Raw genomic sequence first — 18294 nt, 5'->3', positions numbered from 1 at the left:
TCGCATATGATTGAATCAAGAAAAGCGAAACGAATAAAGGGGATGATGAGATGGCGTTAGCAATTGAAATGAAGGATGTAATGAAAACATTCGATAGTAAGACGGCACTTCGTAATTTAAATATTGAAGTAAAACAAGGTGAGATTTTCGGCTTTCTTGGGCCAAGTGGATCTGGGAAAACAACGACGGTGAAAATTTTAACATCTCAATTACTTCATAGCGTTGGAAAAGTGAGCGTGTTAGGAAGAGATATTACAGGACCCAATAGCATTGATTATAAACGAATTGGCATTTTAACAGATAATAGCGGTCTATATGAACGATTAAGCATTTATGACAATTTACTATTATTTTGTGATTTATATGATTGCAAAAAAGAGCGTATTGACGAAGTGTTAGCACAAGTGAACCTGTTAGATGATAAGAAGACGCTCGTGAAGAAGCTATCAAAGGGGATGAAGCAGCGCGTAACGTTAGCGAGAGCAATTCTTCATAAGCCGGATATGCTCTTTTTAGATGAACCAACATCTGCATTAGACCCGGTGAACGTACAAAACATTCATAATATCTTACGAGAGTTAAATAAGGAAGGAACAACAATCTTCTTAACAACGCACAATATGGATGAAGCAGAAACACTTTGTGATCGCATTGCTTTCTTATGCGGAGGAGAAATTGTGGCGCTTGATACACCTGAAAACTTCCGTCTAAAGTATGCGAAAGATAAAATTGAAGTTGTATTAACAGAAAAGCGAAAAGAAACAGTGCAAAAAGATGAACTTGGTGCAAAACGAATTTCTGAATGGATGAAAAATGGGGAGTTATTATCAATTCATTCGTATGAGCCAACGTTAGGAGACATTTTCATTGAAGTAACTGGGAGGGGATTATAATGACATTTTCATTAAAGAGATTTTCAGCTATTTTCCGAAAAGAGATGCAAGATTTAAAGAGTAATGCACAAATGTTATTAATGACAATGGTACCACTTGCGCTAGCGTTATTTTATAGACAGATGCAAGGAGGAAAAGAAGTTTTGGCGGTGATTGTCATTGCGATGATTTGGTGTATGGTAACAATGCTTGTGCAAGCGACGTTAATTGCTGAAGAGAAAGAAAAGCACACGTTACGCGTTGTTATGCTATCTCCTGCTTCCGCACTAGAGGTATTATGCGGGAAGGCGTTACCGGTTATTCTTTTATCTGTTATTTTAAGTGTTGCCAGTCTGTTTATATTAGATATAGTGAAAGTAAATCAACTTTTATTAGGGATTGTTCTTTTGTTGGGGACGTTGTTTACCATCATAGTTGGGACAATTATTGGGCTAGTATCTAAAAATATGGTTCATGTATCTGTAATTGGAACACCATTCATGATGTTGTTAATAGGTACTCCTGTATTACAACGTATGATTGACAATGAATTTATAAAAGAGGTTTTATCATTTTTACCAATGGATCATCTTGGTTTAGCACTACTTAGTATTTTTGAAGGAAAAGGATTCGCTGCGATTGATATGCATATATTAAATGTTTCTGTTTGGGTGGTAATAGCTCTTATTGCTTGTTTATTCACTTATAAAAAGAAACAACTAGACTAAAAACTGAGCCAAGGTGCTCAGTTTTTTCTATTTTTTATCATTTCCTCGGAAATTTTGCAGAATGGATACATATTTTTACAGTTTTTGTCGAAAGATAATGAGTTGTAATGTGTATAGGAAGCGGTATTCTTGTTCAAAATGATTGCTGAGGTGATGATAGAATGAGAGAGAGGGAAAACAAGAAGTCTTCTCGAAAAGTAGTTCATATGTTTCAAAAACGCTGGGTTTTTCCAACATTATACATTGCTTGTGCAGCGATAATTTTATCTGTTGCGCTTTGGTACCAGGCTGCAAATCCAAGTAAGCCAAATAAAGAACAAGCAAATCCGTATAGCCAAGATGAAAATCCAGCAGTACCGGTTATTAATTCTTCGGAAATGTTGAAGATGCCAGTAGCAAAAGGAACAGAAACAGTTTTGAAGAAAAAGTTTTATGATCGTAGTGGAACTGAAGCAGAGCAGGAAGCAGCACTTGTCTTTTATAACAACACATACACTGCAAATACAGGAATCGATATTGCAGCAAAAGATGGAAAAGAGTTTGATGTAACAGCTGCATTAAGCGGAACTGTAACAAGAGCAGAGAAAGATGCGCTTCTTGGGTATGTTGTAACGGTTGATAGCGGAAATGGTGTGACGACGTTTTACCAAAGTTTAGGTAGCGTAAAGGTTGAAGAAGGCATGCGCGTTGCACAAGGTGAAGTGATCGGTAAATCTGGTTTAAATGAAGTGAACAAAGACGCTGGTTATCACGTTCATTTTGAAGTCCGCAAAAATAACGTAGCGGTAAACCCAGAGCGTTACATTGAAAAGTCTGTTACAGATATTAAAGTAGACGGTGAAGATAAGAAGAAGGAAGAGAAGTCAACAAGCGGCTCTTCTGAAGGCAAGAAAGAAGAGAAATCAACGAGCGGTTCTTCTGAAGAGAAGAAAGAAGAGAAATCAACAAGTGGTTCTTCTGAGGAGAAGAAAGAAGAGAAATCAACAAGTGGTTCTTCTGAGGAGAAGAAAGAAGAGAAATCAACGAGCGGTTCTTCTGAAGAGAAGAAAGAGGAGAAATCAACAAGTGGTTCTTCTGAAGAGAAGAAAGAGGAGAAATCAACGAGCGGTTCTTCTGAAGAGAAGAAAGAAGAGAAGTCAACAAGTGGTTCTTCTAATCAACAAACAGAAGAACATTCAAATTCTGCTGAGTAAGCAATATAAAATGAGCAAAAAATCAACTCCTGCACTTGGAGTTGATTTTTTTATTTTTATATAAAAATAAATTATAATTTAAGGAAAACGTGATGATGGCAAGGAATTTGGGTGTAATTCTTGAATATAAATATGTATAGAAGGAGGCGAGCCGATGTCCTTTTTGTTTGTTATTGTAACTGCTCTTATTTTATTGGTTATTTTATTTTCTTTTTATCAGATTGTAGCTAGCAAAAAGAAAGTCCCCCGCCGCACAATTCTTGAAGAATGTAAGAGAAAAGAATGACGCCTGTTAAAAAAGGCGTTATTTTTTGAGCCTGGAAAAAATTTTAATAAATAGTCAAAAAGAATAATCATTATAAAGTACAATTCCTCTGTAATTCTTGGTAAAATGGTTGTTGATGTGTCCATAAAGGAGGAGTAATTGTATATGAAGAAGTTAATGGTAGGGTTCGCAGTAGCAGTTACAGTTTTAGCTGGTTGTGGTCAAGAAACAAAAGAAAGTAAAGCAGGGGAAGAGAAAGTAAAGAGCGTGCAAATTTCAGAAACGCATATCGAAGCAAATGGTGATCATGAATTTACAGTATCAGCAAAAACAGATAGCGAAGATGTTACGTATGCATACTCTATTTACAGAGATAATAAAGTAGTAGATAAAGTGTCTTATCAAAAAGAAGACACGTTTACGTATAAAACAGACGAGCCAGGCGTATATTTCGTAAAGATATATGCGAAAGATGCAAACGGTAAAGTTGATACACAATTTACAGGCGAAGCAAAGTTAGGCGAGCCTAAAAAGTCACATTAATACAGTGAGAATCATTGTTTCTCTACTTGAAAAAGGATAATCCGCATGGAGCGGGTTGTCCTTTTTTATTTTTAAAAAAGGTGTCGCCGTTAGACGGAGTAAGTTGAAAGGTGTTTCCTTATTTGAAAAAGAGAGAGTTCTTTCACTTTTTTCTACACTTAGTCCGCAAAAATACAGAACTTGTAGCATATAAATACAAGGCGAGCAATACAATGTTATAAACGAAAGCTAAGAGAGTGTTTGAGGTGAGAAATCGTGGATCATTTTATTATAAACCCGAAAATGTTTCATCTTTATAATCAGCATTCAAACTTACTTCTTAGTCCTGTGCAGCGAGTCTCATTTCACACTTCTCACATCCAATTTAGGGAGGCGAGTGGTGTGCACGATTACATCAAAGAGAGAACTATCAAGATTGGAAAATATATCGTGGAGACAAGAAAGACAGTTCGCGTTATTGCGAAAGAATTTGGGGTGTCAAAAAGTACTGTTCATAAAGATTTGACAGAGCGCTTACCAGAAATTAATCCAGAGCTCGCAAATGAAGTGAAGGAAATTTTAGATTATCACAAGTCCATTCGTCACTTGCGTGGCGGCGAAGCAACAAAGCAGAAGTATCAGAAAGAAGATTCCGAAAATCCTGTGCGTTAATCCTTTGCACAAGGCAAACATTCCGAAGAAATAGGGTATATTTTCATTACAATTCCTGTTTCTAATGTTACGTTTCTGTTAAAATTATGATAAAATTAAAAATTAGGTGCATAAGAATTCGGGTTCAACCTGATTGAATATCAAGGAGGAAAAACAGGAATGTTTGCGAGAGATATCGGAATAGATCTTGGCACGGCCAACGTATTAATTCATGTTAAAGGTAAAGGAATCGTATTAAACGAACCGTCTGTGGTAGCAATCGATCGTAATACTGGAAAAGTATTAGCTGTAGGTGAAGAAGCAAGACGCATGGTAGGGCGTACACCTGGTAATATTGTAGCAATTCGTCCGCTAAAAGATGGGGTAATTGCTGACTTTGAAATTACAGAAGCAATGTTAAAGCATTTCATTAACAAACTTGATGTAAAAGGCTTCTTATCTAAACCTCGTATTTTAATTTGCTGTCCAACAAACATCACATCTGTCGAACAAAAAGCAATTCGTGAAGCTGCTGAGAGATCTGGCGGTAAAAAAGTATACTTAGAAGAAGAACCAAAAGTAGCTGCTGTTGGTGCTGGAATGGAAATTTTCCAACCAAGCGGTAACATGGTTGTTGATATTGGTGGAGGTACAACTGATATTGCAGTACTTTCTATGGGTGATATTGTTACCTCCTCCTCTATTAAGATGGCGGGCGATAAGTTCGACATGGAAATTTTAAGCTACATTAAACGCAAGTATAAGTTGTTAATCGGAGAGCGTACAGCAGAAGATATTAAAATTAAAGTTGGTACAGTATTCCCAGGTGCACGCAGCGAAACTCTTGATATTCGCGGACGTGACATGGTAACGGGTCTACCTCGTACAATTACAGTATGCTCTGAAGAGATTACAGAAGCATTAAAAGAGAATGCAGCTGTTATTGTACAAGCTGCAAAAGGTGTGTTAGAGCGTACACCACCTGAATTATCTGCAGACATTATTGACCGCGGTGTTATTTTAACAGGCGGCGGTGCATTATTACACGGTATCGATATGCTTCTTGCAGAAGAATTAAAAGTACCAGTATTAATCGCTGAAAATCCAATGCACTGCGTTGCGGTTGGAACAGGCATTATGCTTGAGAATATCGATAAATTACCGCGTCGTGCATTGTTATAAAATGATAGAAAATCCACTAAGCATATTTGTTTAGTGGATTTTTATATTTAATATTAAAAATATAACGTTTTTAAGAAAATGAGAGGAAATGAAAGGAAAATAGACAAAATACAAGATTTTTTGCTAAAAAATGTCGGTTTTTCGGGTTTTTCATATTACAAGAAATTATAATATAATGAACGGGAATACGACATATGAAGTACATATATGGTTTTGTATATGAACTTCCCCTAACTTGGGCATACACTCTTTTTTCCTCCATGCGAGCTGTAATAATGATTGTTATACCGAATATATAGAGTAGAAGAGTGTATGCATTTTTTTAATAAAATGACCAGAAGCAGATGAGCTGCTTCTTTTTTTTATCCCGCATTAACGTGCTGTAAACCTCCCACCTCAAAGCTTGAGGAGTGTAAAGAAGTTTAGGTGGGAGATAAACAGCACGTAAAAGCCCGATTGGTTCAACTAATAATCAGTGGGGGATGGAGAAAACCCCCACTGATTAAAGTTTCACTTTATAATGACAAATGAGAAAGAAAATGGGATAATGAAAATAGAACCAGATACTAATACTAAATGATAAAAAGGAGCGAGAGAACATGTTGAATATTGAACAAATTAAAGAAATTATCCCACATCGTTATCCGTTTTTACTCGTTGATCAAATTTTAGAAGTAGAAGAAGGAAAACGAGCGATTGGTATTAAAAATGTAACGGCAAACGAAGAATTCTTTAATGGACACTTTCCAGGTTATGCGGTAATGCCAGGTGTATTAATTGTAGAAGCACTTGCACAGGTCGGAGCAGTTGCCGTATTAAAGAAAGAAGAGAACCGTGGACGCCTTGCGTTCTTTGCTGGCATTGACGGCTGCCGCTTTAAAAGACAAGTACGCCCAGGTGATCAACTTCGCTTAGAAGTAGAAATGACGCGCGTACGCGGCCCAATCGGAAAAGGGAAAGCAGTAGCAACAGTGAACGGTGAAGTTGCTTGTGAAGCGGAAATTACATTTGCACTTGGTGAAAAACAGGAATAATATGAAGAGAAGACACGTAGATTGGAGCGTGTCTTTTTTGTTCGGGAATTTTAAGAAATACGGAGGTGTTACTGGTAAAAAGTTGGATATATCGTATAATAAACTTATGTTTCATAAGGAATATGTACGCAAAGATTTTAGGTCGTTTTTATTTCATATATTCGTCTTAGTTTTCTAAAATGGATATGAAGTAAAGTGGTTTGTGTACAATTAGAAAGAAGGTTGGAGAGATGAAGAAGTTCCTGTTTTGGATTTTAGGAATTGTAGGTGTCATTGTTGTTGGTTTAGGCATTTATGGGTATAACGTGTATTCTAATGTTTCAGATACGCTAAGTGGAGTACATAAGCCACTAGATCGTGATCGTTCTCCAAAGCGTGATGCAATTGTTGATGTTGAGAAGTCAGAGCCTGTGTCCATTTTAATGATTGGTGCAGATGAGCGTGAAGGTGACCGTGGTCGTTCTGATTCTTTAATGTTAATTACGTTAAATCCGAAAACAAATTCAATGAAAACAGTAAGTATTCCACGTGATACGTATACAGAGATTGTTGGTAAAGGAAAGAAAGATAAAATTAATCATGCCTATGCGTTTGGCGGAATAGATATGTCTGTTGCGACTGTGGAGAATTTCTTAGATATACCAATTGATTATTATGTTGAAGTCAATATGGAAGGTTTTAAAGATATTGTTGATGCAGTTGGTGGTGTTACTGTATACAATGATTTAGAGTTTACAGAGGGCGGACATCAATTCGCGAAAGGGAATATTCATTTAAATGGTGAAGAAGCATTAGCATATACACGTATGCGTAAGCAAGACCCTCGCGGTGATTTTGGTCGTCAAATGCGTCAGCGTCAAGTGATGCAAGCTGTTGCGAAGGAAGGAGCAAGCTTCTCTTCTTTAGCAAATTACGGTGACGCACTTGCGGCAATTCAAAAGAACGTGAAGACGAACTTAACGCAAGATCAAATGTTTGATATGCAAAAGAACTATAAAAACTGTTTACAAAACTCAGAAGATATTCAAATAAACGGTGATGGCGGTAAGCAAGGTGGCGTTTGGTATTATTTCGTTCCAGATGCAGAGCGCCAAAATGTATCGAATACATTAAAACAACACCTAGAATTAAATAAATAATGAAACAACCCAGCTTCTAAGTAGCTGGGTTTATTTTTATCCCGCATTAACTGGCTGTAAGACTCCCACCTCAAAATTTGAGAGAAGCAAAGAAGTTTAGGTGGGGGATGAAGAAAACCCCTACTGAGTGAAGTTTCACTTTATATGTGGGACTAAATGAAGTAGGTGTGTAAATGAAAGGTGGTGGGGAATTTTACATTTGAGTAACGAAATTGTAAGTGCGACAGGATAAATAATAACTGAAACGGTTTTACATAGAGTAGTAAGAAGTATCTTTTAATAAAGCACAATTAAGAAGGAATTTGGAGTTTTATGGTTAATTTATTATGTAGATGAGGGGGAAGTTATCTAGTTTTCTTATCTAATATAAATTTTATTATCTTTATATTATATTAATATAATTAAAAAGGGGTGTTTGTAATGGCGATTCTTGTTACAGGCGGAGCTGGGTATATTGGGAGTCATACGTGCGTTTCATTATTAAATAGTGGCTATGAGATTGTTGTGGTAGATAATTTTTCAAATAGTTCGGTGCAATGTTTACATGAAGTGAGTGCGATAACGGGTAAGCAGTTTCCGTTTTATGAGGTGGATGTAGTAGATAGAGAGGAAATGAATCGTATTTTTTCAGCACACAAGATTGATGCGGTTATTCATTTTGCAGGTTTTAAAGCAGTTGGGGAGTCTGTTGCGAAGCCGCTTATGTACTATTATAACAACATAACAAGCACGGTTGTTTTATGTGATGTGATGCAACAGCACGGCGTGAAGAAGATGATTTTTAGTTCGTCAGCAACTGTATACGGTGCGCCTGAAACGTCGCCGATTATGGAAGATTTCCCTTTAGGTGCAACAAATCCATATGGACGAACGAAGCTCATGTTAGAGCAAGTATTGCGTGATGTAGCTGTGGCAGATGATGAGTGGGGCATTACGTTCCTTCGTTATTTTAATCCGTGTGGTGCACATGAGAGCGGACGAATTGGTGAGAATCCAAATGGTATTCCGAATAATTTAATGCCTTTTGTGTCGCAAGTAGCGGTAAGGCAGTTAGAGGAACTTCGTATATTTGGAGACGATTATCCGACAGAGGACGGGACAGGTGTACGCGATTATATTCACGTTGTTGATCTTGCGGAGGGTCATGTGAAGGCGCTAGAGAAAGTGCTAGAGGAAGATGGAGTGAATGTGTATAATCTTGGCACAGGAAAAGGATATAGCGTGTTTGAAGTTGTGCGCGCATTTGAGGAAGCTTCAGGTATTCCGATTCCTTATAAGGTGATAGGAAGAAGACCGGGCGATATTGCGGTTAGTTTTGCGAATTGTAATAAGGCAGAGCGAGAGCTAGGGTGGAGAGCAACGCGCGGAATTGAAGAGATGTGCACAGATGCGTGGAGGTGGCAAACGTACTATAACGAGAATTGTAAAGAAGGGGTGAAATAGTCACCTCTTTTGTTTTGGTAAAAAATACAAATTATTAACATGGAATTTATACAGCCTTAATATTGATATTGGATAATAAAAGTGACTTAAATAAAAGGGGGAATGAAATTGGATCTAACATTCTCGAATATGGAGAAGTCGTATTTTTGCATAGCTACAGTCACTGTAAGTAATTGTATGTATGAGTTTGCGGTTCGTAGTGTATCAGATGTAGGAGTCGTCATTAATTTGTTGGACAAGCAAGGGCAAGAGTATACGCCACTGCACATTGAGACATTTATGACTAGCACGCCTGCTTTATTTCCAACTGAAGCAGAAAAGGAACAGTACAGAGAAGACTGCAAAAGTAAGACAGGCTGGATTATAAGAGAATATGGAGCCGATTTTCATCAAGAAGAATCACAGCGAGAAATGACGCCAGAAGAAGTAGAAGCGTATGAGCTTGTGAAAGAGAATCTCCTGAAAGAGATGATTGCATCGTGAAGAAAAAGGAACACTGCCGCTATATGAGGTGGCGGTGTTTTTTTGTTTAATCAAACGTTTGTTTAAATGGGAAACTATAATTGTTTATAGCCTTTTTGTACTAATCAAACGTTTGTTTAAATTAATTTCTGAATATTATTTACAATCTTCATTATCCCTTTACAAAACATTTACAATCTAATCAATCCGTGATAACATACAAATACATTCAAAAATTGAACGTATTGTAGATGGAGGATATGCGATGCAACATGTGCTGAATATATTAGAGATTATTAATAAGGATCCGCATATGAGTCAGAAGAAAATTGCGGAGCGTTGTGAGATGTCTGTTGGTAAAGTGAATTATATTATGAACGATTTAGCTGAGCGTGAGTATATTTACAGTAAAAAATCAGGTAAGCGGATGAGTTATTATTTGCATGAGAAGGGGCTTTCATTCTTGCATCGTGAGTTAGCTGAGCTGCAAGGGAAGAAAATTCGTATGCATCAGCAAGGGTATAAAAAGGTGACGCAAGCTGTTATTTTGGCGGCTGGTAACCGAAAAGAAATTGGAAAGCCGTCTTGTTTGCTGCAACTTGAGGAGCAAACGATTTTAGATCGTCACTTAGATGTGTTAAAGCGTAACGGGATTGAGAAGGTTGTAATTGTTACTGGATATAAACAAGAGGCGTTTGCGAGTTATGAAGGAACAAGCGATGTGTATTTTACAGAGAATCATAAGTATAAGTGGACAGGTTCTATGGCTTCACTTGTTTGTGTGAGTGAGCTAATTGACGATGATTTTTTACTAATTGAAGATGATATTGTCATTGAAGAGCGAGCGATTATGCAAGTGCTTCAATATCCAGAGCGTGATTGTGTTCTCATTACAAATGAGAGTGGCTCTGGTGATGAGGCGTTCGTTGAAATTCAAAATGGACATTTATATAAAATTTCAAAGGACATTCACCAGCTGAACCGTATTGATGGTGAGATGATTGGTGTGTCAAAAATTTCACGTGAAGTGTTTGCGAAAATGTTAGAGGCGTACCGTTATAATAAAAACCCATATGTGAATTATGAGTATTTATTATTAGATGTTGCGCGAACGTATGATATCGGTTATGTGAAGCTGCAGAGCGTTGTATGGGCTGAGATTGATACGAATGAGCAATATGAACACGTGCAAAATAAAGTATATCGTCAGTTAAAGAGAAAAGAAGCGGAGTTTAAAGAGAAACAAATTAAGCGTTACGTAGCAGAGGCGCTTCAAATTTCTATTGATGAAGTAACAGAAATTCAGCCGTTTGGCGGGATGACAAATACGAACTTTAAAGTAATCGCAAATGAGAAAGAGTACGTTCTCCGTGTTCCTGGAAGCGGAACGGAAGAGATGATTAGTCGCCATGATGAGAAAGTGAATGCGAAAGTGGCAAGTGATTTAGGTATTGATGCAGAACTTCTTTATTTCAATGCAGAAACAGGTGTAAAGTTAGCGGAGTTTATTGAAAATGCGGAAACGTTAAATCCAAAAACAGCAAGACGTAGTGACAATATGATGTTAACTGCTTCTGTATTAAAGCAGCTTCATACGTCAGGTGCTGTGATGCAAAGTGAGTTTAACGTTTTTGAGAAAATCGAGCATTATGAAGGGTTACTGAAAAAGGTGAACGGGAAAAACTTCGATGATTATGAAGAAGTAAAAAGCCACATAGTAAAGTTAAAGGAAATGTACGAGGCGATGAATGTAGAGCTTACGCCATGTCATAACGATACAGTTCCAGAAAACTTCGTTAAAAGCGGCGAAGAGAAGATATATTTAATCGACTGGGAATATGGCGGTATGAACGACCCGATGTGGGATCTTGCGGCTCACAGCTTAGAATCAGGATTTTCTGAAGAGGAAGAAGAGCTGTTTTTAGATTATTATTTTGGCGGACAAGTGAAAGATGAGCATAAACAGCGCATTATGATGAATAAAATTTTCCAAGACTTCTTATGGAGCATTTGGACAAATATTAAAGAAGCAAAGGGAAGCGATTTTGGAACGTATGGCATCGATCGCTACAATCGAGCGAAGAAAAACTTACAATTCTTCTCAGTCTTCATATAAACGGGGGATATTAGGATGAAATTGACACAAAGTAAAGGTGCATTTTATGGTCTGTTTTCTGGATTTGCGTGGGCAGTTGATACAGTTTTAATTGGAATTGTATTATCATCGCAGTTAATGCTTTCAACAGAGACGGTTATTTTCCTCGCTCCGCTTGTGAGTACGTTTTTACATGATTTTATGTCGAGCTTATGGATGATGGTCTATATGTCGATGAGAGGGCAGTTAAAAACAGCCCTTTCCAAAATGAAAACGAGAAGCGGTCGTTTTGTGATGCTTGGAGCATTGCTTGGTGGACCAGTTGGAATGACGTGTTATGTATTAGCGGTTAAATATATTGGCGCTTCGTATACGGCTGCGATTTCTGCGATTTACCCGGCGATTGGTGCGTTTTTTGCTTTCTTATTTTTAAAGGACCGTCTTCGTTTGCCAAACTGGATTGGCCTTGTGATTAGTATTGTCTCTATTTTCTTACTTGGATTTACAGGTGAAGGCTTTACGTCAGAGAATTTCGCACTTGGTTTTATGTTTGCACTTATTTGTACAGTTGGCTGGGGGCTTGAGTGTGTCATTTGTGCATATGGTATGAAAGATGATGAAGTATCGCCAGAAGAGGCGCTTCAAATTCGTCAGCTCGTATCAGCAGGGACATATGGATTGTTTATTTTGCCAGTCTTTGGTGGTCATTTCTTAACAGTAGACGTTATAATGAGCATGGAGTTTCTGTTAATTATCTTTATTGCTTTAGTTGGAACAGCGTCGTATGTCTTCTATTATAAAGCGATTTATCAAATTGGACCGACAAGAGCGATGGCAATGAATATTACGTATGCAGCATGGGCGGTTGTCATTTCTGTTGTAGTACTTGGAACGCCGTTTTCATGGAAACTTATGATTTGTTGCGCGGCTATTTTAATCGGATCAATATTAACAGTAGCAGACCCAGATGAATTGAAAAAAACAAAAAAATACCGAGGTGAAACAGCATGAGAGCCATTCTTTTAGCTGCTGGCATGGGTACGCGTTTGCGCCCGTTAACATTAACAACGCCAAAGTCGCTAGTACAGGTGAACGGAAAACCGATGCTAGAGAGACAAATTGAATATTTAAAACAAACAGGTGTCGAAGAAATTATCGTTGTGACAGGATATTTAGCGGAGAAGTTTGATTATCTTGTTGATAAGTACAATGTAAAGCTTGTGCATAACGATAAATATGATGTATACAACAATATTTATACGATGTACTTAGTGCGTGACTACTTACAAGATGCATACGTAATGGATGCAGATGTATACTTACACCGCAACATTTTCATAGAGAACCCTAAGTCTTCTTTATACTTAAGTGCAAAGAAAGATGACTTTAAAAATGAGTGGATTATTAAACACGATGAAGATGGAAAAGTGTACGACATTGAAATTGGTGACGGTAGTGATGACTACATCTTATGTGGAATTTCATACTGGTCAAAAGAAGATGGCACATATATTGTGCAGAAGCTAGAAGAAGTTGTTGAAAGTGGCGATTTCAGTGAACTGTACTGGGATAATATCGTAAAAGATAACATCGATAAGCTAAATGTACATCTTCACAAAATCGGTAGTTACGATAGCTTTGAAATTGATTCTGTTGAAGATTTAGAGAAGGTAGAAGAAACGATTGCTTCTCTTGTATAAAGGAAAAACCGAGCTCCTTATAGGAGCTCGGTTTATTTTTCGTCTTCATTTGTAAGTTGTAGGTCACCCATATGAATGCGGCGTTCGCTTTCTTTCGGTGGTTGCATGTAATCACCATATAATAACGTTAAATATTCATGTGTATCTTTCGGAGTTTGGAACCATTCCCCTTCAAAGATACCTTTTTGAAGCGGAAAGATTTTATCTACTTCAAAGTATGCCCAGCCGAAGAACGGTGTTTCTACACCATATGTGACGATGTTTGATTTCTTTGTGAACTTCGCATAGATTTTTTGTATTTGCATATTGTTAATGATGCGGCAAATGAAGTCTTTTGCGGAGTTCACTTGCATCGGATACTCAAGGCGAGCAAGTCGATGGGTAATCTTTTGAACTTTGCTTGTTTCATGTACATAATCAAACGGGAAGATGTCGATAGAAAGACCTTGTCGTTTTACACCATCCCAGTCTGTCCATTCAAATCCACCTAAATATACGATTTTTAGCCAGTTATGTTTTCCTTGTGTATTAATATCTACTGTTTCTACTTGAAACGGTGCAGGAAGATGTGTAGCTACAATACGGGAAAACTTTTCGTAATCTTCTCGTAGCATTGCAAGGTCTGCATCATCATCCCACGGAATGAATCCTTTATGTCGTTTGGAACCAAGCAGTGTTCCATCAGTTAACCAGTATGGAATGTTGTGTTCCTCACAAATGTTATGAATTGCCACCATCATTTGCAACATAAGACTTTGTGCATATTTTAATGGATCTTGTTGTGTTGCGTTTTCCATTATAATCCTCCATCCAATTTGGGAATCATTTTATTATAACTCGTGTATAGGTACAGTAATATTACAAATTAAAGTGTACATGAAGTTCCATTTGTAATGCAACTGAAAGAGAGAGGTGTGTATATCACATGAGATTATGCTAATATTTAGTTTTATCTATTTGAAATTCATATTTTAAAGTGATTTTTAAAGTAATTTTAAGGAAGTTATTCATATGAACCTGTTTCAAGAACTTAAAATTTTTGTTACAATAGTATTGGTTATGTAAAACTTTGTAAAAGTCGTGTAAGGAATGCAATAATTTCGTTTTTAATAGTCAGAAAGTTTTGCGTAATCAAATGTTTTTATGAAGAGTATAAAGGAGAGGAACTATGATAACAGAAACCGCTCGTACACCTAATAAAAAGAAAAAGTGGATTATTGCTGGTATTATCGCATTAGTTGTTGCCGTTGTAGCAGTAAATATTTTCGTTATGAAAAATAAGAAAGTCGGAAAAGACGTTGATGTGAAATTAACAGCGGTAACAGAAAGAACATTAAGTAATACGAAGCTTATTGCAGGGGAAGTAAAACCAGGTAATATTGAAAACTTTTACGCGGATCCAACAAAAGGAAAAGTACAGGAGATTGCAGTAAAAGAAGGTCAAGAAGTAAAGCAAGGGGATAAGTTATTCTCTTATGATAATGAAGAAATGAATTTACAAATGAAGCAAGCAGAGCTTGATCAAAAGATGACGACAATGAATATTGATCAAGGTAAGAAGAAAATCGATTCCTTAAAAAAAGATATTAAATCAGCAAAAGATAGCGGAGCAGGTAAAGAGGTAACAGAGCCGTTAGAAGCTCAGCTAAGCGAGTTAGAAATGCAGCAAAAGGTTGCAGAGCTTGAGAAGGAAAAAGGAGCTCTTCATCAACAAGAGTTAAAGAAAAAGCAAGGTGAATTAACGGTATACAGCAGTTTCAATGGTGTTGTTCAAAAGGTAAATAAAGACGCAGCGCAAGGCTCTAGCCAAGCGATGAGTGGACAAGGAACACCGTTTCTACAAGTCGCTTCTAAAGACCCATTCCAAGTTCATGGAACAGTAACAGAACTTCAAAAATCACAAATTCAAAAAGATCAACCAATTAAAGTAACAGCAAAAGCAGCTCAGAAGCAAGAGTGGACTGGTAAAATCGTTGAGGTGAGTGAATATCCAACGAGTGCAGAAGCGCAAGGTATGGCAGGAGAACAAGGACAGAACATGTCTTATTACACATATAAAGCAACATTAGATACACAAGAGGGACTATCTCCAGGTTACCACGTATCTTTACAAGTGGAATTAAACAGCCAAACGATGATCGCTGTTCCAAGTAACAGTGTAATTGAAGAAGGCGATAAAAACTATGTGTACATAGAGAAAAAAGGAAAACTGAAAAAGCAAGAAGTGAAAAAAGGTGCAACTGATGGTAAATATGTAGAACTTCTTGAAGGTGTAAAAGTAGGACAAAAGGTGGTTCAAAATCCTTCCGACAAACTGTATGACGGAATGGAAGTGACGAAGAAATGATTACGTTAAAAGATATTCATAAAGCGTATAATCAAGGAAAATTTGAAGTGCCAATTCTACACGGCATTAGCTTAGAGATTAAAAGCGGTGAGTTTGTTTCGATTATGGGACCATCTGGTTCTGGTAAATCAACTCTTATGAATATTATCGGTTGTTTAGATCGTCCAACAAAAGGTGAATATGTACTAAATGACGTGAATATTTTAACAGCAGATGAGAAAAAACTAGCCCTTATTCGTAATGAATATATTGGTTTTGTATTCCAGCACTTCAACTTACTACCACGTCTTTCAGCGGTAGAAAATGTGGAATTACCGCTTATATATGGCGGAATGAAAAAGGCAGAACGTCGTCAGCGTGCTCTTGAGGCGTTAGGAAAGGTTGGACTATCCGACCGCGTTCATCACTTACCAAATGAATTATCAGGTGGGCAAAAGCAACGTGTAGCAATTGCACGTGCAATTGCAAATAAACCGACGTTCATTATGGCCGATGAGCCAACAGGTGCCCTTGATACAAAGTCTGGTGAACAAGTAATGGACATTTTTACACAGTTAAATAAAGAAGGTACAACAATCGTGATGATTACACACGAAGAAGAAGTAGCAGAGTATTCATCAAGAAGAATCATGCTGCGTGACGGACTCATTACAGAAGATAGAAGGTGTGCGATATGAGTTTACTAGATAGTATTAAAATTGCACTCGGTTCTATTCTTGCACATAAATTACGTTCAGCACTAACGATGATTGGGATTATTATTGGTGTTGGTTCAATTATTACCGTTGTTGCGATTGGGCAGGGCGGAGAAGCGATGTTAAAATCGCAGTTTGCCGGTTCAGGAAATAAAGTGATTCCGATTACATTTACAGCGGATATTAATGATCCGTTTGCGATGGGAATGGGAGAACGCCCAGAACTAACGGATGAAGATATTTTCGAGTTGAAACAACTTCCAGAGATTGCACATGTTGTTACAACGAACTCTAGTATGGAACCACTTGATATTAATGAGAAGAAAGAAGTGACATCGATTACTGGACTTGATAGCGAATATTTTGACGTGAACAAAATCAAAGTTGTTGAAGGACGTTCATTAGAGCAATCAGATGTTGAGAATGGTAACAACGTTGTCATGATTAATACAGAAGCAAAAAAAGTATTCTTCCCAGACTCTAATCCTGTCGGTGAGATTATTGAAATGAAAGGTCAGCCTCTGCAGATTATTGGTGTATATAAGTCTGATAATGAGTTTATGGGGTTTGGTATGACAGAAGTATTGTTACCAATCTCAATTTGGCCAACGTTGTATGGTGTAAGTGAGATTCAAAATATTGCCGTACAAGCAAAAGATGTTAATAAGTTAGAAGAAGCTGGTAAACGTGCAGTTGAGGTGTTAAATGCGCGCAAGCCAAGTGATATTCCAGGTGAATATGAAGTTGTGAATCTAGAAGAAATACAAGCTAGCATTTCAAAAGTAACAAGCATTATGACGATGATTATCGGTGGTATCGCTGGTATTTCATTAGTCGTTGGTGGTATCGGTGTAATGAACATCATGCTTGTATCCGTGACAGAGCGTACGCGTGAAATTGGGGTGCGTAAAGCACTTGGTGCAACGCGTGGCCAAATTTTACTTCAGTTCTTAATTGAATCTGTTATGTTAACGCTGCTTGGCGGAATCATTGGAATTGGTCTTGGATACGGCGGAGCATACCTCGTATCAGTGTTTGCAAAATGGCCACCGCTCGTTTCATGGGAAGTTGTCGTTGGCGGTATGTTGTTCTCAATGACGCTTGGTGTGGTTTTCGGGTTAATGCCAGCAAACAAAGCAGCGAAGCTTGATCCAATTGAAGCATTACGTTATGAGTAAATAACCTTGTTTCTTATGGGTGGTTCATCTCTACTACAAAAGTAGAGATGACTCACCCGTAAGAACGGGGAAAAATATAAAAGGGAGGCTTTTACATGGAACCAAATGTAAACGCAGAAGTAAGTACGAAGAAACCTTCATTATTCGGAATGATTACTTCACCAGGGATGCAGTTTGAGAGAATGAAGACAAATAGCCCTGTATGGGGAGCGTTCTTTTTAATCGTATTGATAGGTACGTTATCTTCTTTAGCTGTAACTCATGCGCTTATTCAAACACCTGAGATGGTAAAAGTATTTGCAGAAGATCCAACAGGGATGGCTAAGACGTTCACATATGTTGGAGGAGCGCTTGGAGGAATCATTGGTATTCCGGTGACTTTCTTTATTGGAGCAGGGATCTACAAAGTTATTATGATGCTTATGGGAAATGATACTTCTTATAAACAGCTATTATCTATTACAGTATATGCAAGCATCATTTCGTACCTTGGTGTGATTTTAAATGCCATTTTTGCAATGGCTTTAGGTGGAGATGGGCAAGTGATGTACACTGGCTTAGGACCATTGTTTGATCCAAAAACAACAATTGGTACCATTGCGAATTCCATTGAAATCTTTACAATTTGGGGATTAATTGTAACAGGGATGGGCTTACACATTGTTGCTGGTTTGAGTAAAAATAAAGCAACAATTCTTATGGTAATCTTCTTCTTGATTTCTGTAGGATTTGGTCTTTTAGGTAATATGTTTGGAATGTAATCTTAGATTACGTAAAAAGGTTCTTCT

General features: G+C 37.5%; 19 protein-coding genes. 18 read left to right on the top strand and 1 reads right to left on the bottom strand.

Annotation, left to right across the window (positions count from 1 at the left end):
- Positions 1 to 50 precede the first annotated feature (50 nt).
- The 14 genes from BAMA_RS01170 (at position 51) to BAMA_RS01105 (ending at position 13286) form a co-directional block, all read left to right on the top strand.
- Complete coding sequence (locus BAMA_RS01170; RefSeq protein ID WP_034635312.1) at positions 51 to 893, top strand: ABC transporter ATP-binding protein; 843 nt, start codon at positions 51 to 53, stop codon at positions 891 to 893.
- A complete protein-coding gene (locus BAMA_RS01165; protein ID WP_034635310.1) occupies positions 893 to 1600 on the top strand; it encodes an ABC transporter permease in 708 nt (235 codons plus the stop codon). Before BAMA_RS01170 ends, BAMA_RS01165 begins: the two co-directional genes overlap by 1 nt.
- A gap of 161 nt (positions 1601 to 1761) precedes the next feature.
- A complete protein-coding gene (locus BAMA_RS01160) occupies positions 1762 to 2793 on the top strand; it encodes a stage II sporulation protein SpoIIQ (protein ID WP_034635308.1) in 1032 nt (343 codons plus the stop codon).
- A 154-nt stretch (positions 2794 to 2947) separates the two neighbouring features.
- Positions 2948 to 3079 (top strand): hypothetical protein, encoded by a 132-nt coding sequence (locus tag BAMA_RS01155; protein WP_034635306.1) that lies wholly within the window; start codon positions 2948 to 2950, stop codon positions 3077 to 3079.
- 144 nt (positions 3080 to 3223) lie between these two features.
- Positions 3224 to 3601 carry a hypothetical protein gene (locus BAMA_RS23420; RefSeq protein ID WP_051758848.1) on the top strand — a complete coding sequence of 126 codons (378 nt, stop codon included), beginning with the start codon at positions 3224 to 3226 and terminating at the stop codon, positions 3599 to 3601.
- A 381-nt stretch (positions 3602 to 3982) separates the two neighbouring features.
- Entirely contained in the window at positions 3983 to 4252 is a 270-nt protein-coding gene (spoIIID, locus tag BAMA_RS01145; protein ID WP_034635303.1) for a sporulation transcriptional regulator SpoIIID, read from the top strand.
- Between the two features lie 159 nt (positions 4253 to 4411).
- Positions 4412 to 5413, top strand: a complete 1002-nt coding sequence (gene mreB, locus BAMA_RS01140) for a rod shape-determining protein (RefSeq protein WP_034635301.1) — start codon at positions 4412 to 4414, stop codon at positions 5411 to 5413.
- 599 nt (positions 5414 to 6012) lie between these two features.
- Positions 6013 to 6447: a 3-hydroxyacyl-ACP dehydratase FabZ gene (fabZ, locus tag BAMA_RS01135; RefSeq protein ID WP_034635298.1), complete on the top strand. Its 435-nt coding sequence runs from the start codon at positions 6013 to 6015 to the stop codon at positions 6445 to 6447.
- Positions 6448 to 6677: 230 nt separating this feature from the next.
- On the top strand, positions 6678 to 7586 hold the full coding sequence (tagU, locus tag BAMA_RS01130; protein WP_034635296.1) for a polyisoprenyl-teichoic acid--peptidoglycan teichoic acid transferase TagU: 909 nt from the start codon (positions 6678 to 6680) through the stop codon (positions 7584 to 7586).
- A 420-nt stretch (positions 7587 to 8006) separates the two neighbouring features.
- Positions 8007 to 9029: a UDP-glucose 4-epimerase GalE gene (gene galE / locus BAMA_RS01125; protein ID WP_034635295.1), complete on the top strand. Its 1023-nt coding sequence runs from the start codon at positions 8007 to 8009 to the stop codon at positions 9027 to 9029.
- A 108-nt stretch (positions 9030 to 9137) separates the two neighbouring features.
- A complete protein-coding gene (locus BAMA_RS01120) occupies positions 9138 to 9512 on the top strand; it encodes a hypothetical protein (RefSeq protein ID WP_034635291.1) in 375 nt (124 codons plus the stop codon).
- 244 nt (positions 9513 to 9756) lie between these two features.
- Positions 9757 to 11607 carry a phosphocholine cytidylyltransferase/choline kinase family protein gene (locus tag BAMA_RS01115; protein ID WP_034635289.1) on the top strand — a complete coding sequence of 617 codons (1851 nt, stop codon included), beginning with the start codon at positions 9757 to 9759 and terminating at the stop codon, positions 11605 to 11607.
- Positions 11608 to 11622: 15 nt separating this feature from the next.
- A complete protein-coding gene (locus tag BAMA_RS01110; protein ID WP_034635286.1) occupies positions 11623 to 12597 on the top strand; it encodes a DMT family transporter in 975 nt (324 codons plus the stop codon).
- A complete protein-coding gene (locus tag BAMA_RS01105; RefSeq protein WP_034635283.1) occupies positions 12594 to 13286 on the top strand; it encodes a CTP--phosphocholine cytidylyltransferase in 693 nt (230 codons plus the stop codon). The genes BAMA_RS01110 and BAMA_RS01105 overlap by 4 nt, the downstream gene beginning before the upstream one ends.
- Before the next feature lie 32 nt (positions 13287 to 13318).
- Here the strand turns inward: BAMA_RS01105 and BAMA_RS01100 are convergent, their stop codons facing one another.
- Positions 13319 to 14083 carry a LicD family protein gene (locus BAMA_RS01100; RefSeq protein ID WP_034635281.1) on the bottom strand — a complete coding sequence of 255 codons (765 nt, stop codon included), beginning with the start codon at positions 14081 to 14083 and terminating at the stop codon, positions 13319 to 13321.
- A gap of 371 nt (positions 14084 to 14454) precedes the next feature.
- Between BAMA_RS01100 and BAMA_RS01095 the strand changes: the two genes are divergently transcribed.
- The 4 genes from BAMA_RS01095 (at position 14455) to yknW (ending at position 18267) form a co-directional block, all read left to right on the top strand.
- Entirely contained in the window at positions 14455 to 15633 is a 1179-nt protein-coding gene (locus tag BAMA_RS01095) for an efflux RND transporter periplasmic adaptor subunit (RefSeq protein WP_034635279.1), read from the top strand.
- Entirely contained in the window at positions 15630 to 16310 is a 681-nt protein-coding gene (locus tag BAMA_RS01090; protein ID WP_034635278.1) for an ABC transporter ATP-binding protein, read from the top strand. Before BAMA_RS01095 ends, BAMA_RS01090 begins: the two co-directional genes overlap by 4 nt.
- The gene (locus BAMA_RS01085) at positions 16307 to 17506 is read left to right on the top strand and encodes an ABC transporter permease (protein ID WP_034635277.1); all 1200 of its coding nucleotides are present in this window, start codon (positions 16307 to 16309) and stop codon (positions 17504 to 17506) included. The genes BAMA_RS01090 and BAMA_RS01085 overlap by 4 nt, the downstream gene beginning before the upstream one ends.
- Positions 17507 to 17601: 95 nt before the next feature.
- Positions 17602 to 18267, top strand: a complete 666-nt coding sequence (gene yknW, locus BAMA_RS01080) for a YknW family membrane protein (protein WP_034635275.1) — start codon at positions 17602 to 17604, stop codon at positions 18265 to 18267.
- The last annotated feature ends 27 nt before the right edge of the window (positions 18268 to 18294 follow it).

It is taken from the genome of Bacillus manliponensis (assembly GCF_000712595.1).
Taxonomy (GTDB): domain Bacteria; phylum Bacillota; class Bacilli; order Bacillales; family Bacillaceae_G; genus Bacillus_A; species Bacillus_A manliponensis.
This window is presented reverse-complemented; position numbering and strand designations above follow the sequence as displayed.

Coding starts and splice junctions, on each gene's coding strand:
- BAMA_RS01170 (WP_034635312.1), top strand. CDS start 51: ATGGCGTTAGCAATTGAAATGAAGGATGTAATGAAAACATTCGATAGT.
- BAMA_RS01165 (WP_034635310.1), top strand. CDS start 893: ATGACATTTTCATTAAAGAGATTTTCAGCTATTTTCCGAAAAGAGATG.
- BAMA_RS01160 (WP_034635308.1), top strand. CDS start 1,762: ATGAGAGAGAGGGAAAACAAGAAGTCTTCTCGAAAAGTAGTTCATATG.
- BAMA_RS01155 (WP_034635306.1), top strand. CDS start 2,948: ATGTCCTTTTTGTTTGTTATTGTAACTGCTCTTATTTTATTGGTTATT.
- BAMA_RS23420 (WP_051758848.1), top strand. CDS start 3,224: ATGAAGAAGTTAATGGTAGGGTTCGCAGTAGCAGTTACAGTTTTAGCT.
- mreB (WP_034635301.1), top strand. CDS start 4,412: ATGTTTGCGAGAGATATCGGAATAGATCTTGGCACGGCCAACGTATTA.
- fabZ (WP_034635298.1), top strand. CDS start 6,013: ATGTTGAATATTGAACAAATTAAAGAAATTATCCCACATCGTTATCCG.
- tagU (WP_034635296.1), top strand. CDS start 6,678: ATGAAGAAGTTCCTGTTTTGGATTTTAGGAATTGTAGGTGTCATTGTT.
- galE (WP_034635295.1), top strand. CDS start 8,007: ATGGCGATTCTTGTTACAGGCGGAGCTGGGTATATTGGGAGTCATACG.
- BAMA_RS01115 (WP_034635289.1), top strand. CDS start 9,757: ATGCAACATGTGCTGAATATATTAGAGATTATTAATAAGGATCCGCAT.
- BAMA_RS01110 (WP_034635286.1), top strand. CDS start 11,623: ATGAAATTGACACAAAGTAAAGGTGCATTTTATGGTCTGTTTTCTGGA.
- BAMA_RS01105 (WP_034635283.1), top strand. CDS start 12,594: ATGAGAGCCATTCTTTTAGCTGCTGGCATGGGTACGCGTTTGCGCCCG.
- BAMA_RS01100 (WP_034635281.1), bottom strand. CDS start 14,083: ATGGAAAACGCAACACAACAAGATCCATTAAAATATGCACAAAGTCTT.
- BAMA_RS01095 (WP_034635279.1), top strand. CDS start 14,455: ATGATAACAGAAACCGCTCGTACACCTAATAAAAAGAAAAAGTGGATT.
- BAMA_RS01090 (WP_034635278.1), top strand. CDS start 15,630: ATGATTACGTTAAAAGATATTCATAAAGCGTATAATCAAGGAAAATTT.
- BAMA_RS01085 (WP_034635277.1), top strand. CDS start 16,307: ATGAGTTTACTAGATAGTATTAAAATTGCACTCGGTTCTATTCTTGCA.
- yknW (WP_034635275.1), top strand. CDS start 17,602: ATGGAACCAAATGTAAACGCAGAAGTAAGTACGAAGAAACCTTCATTA.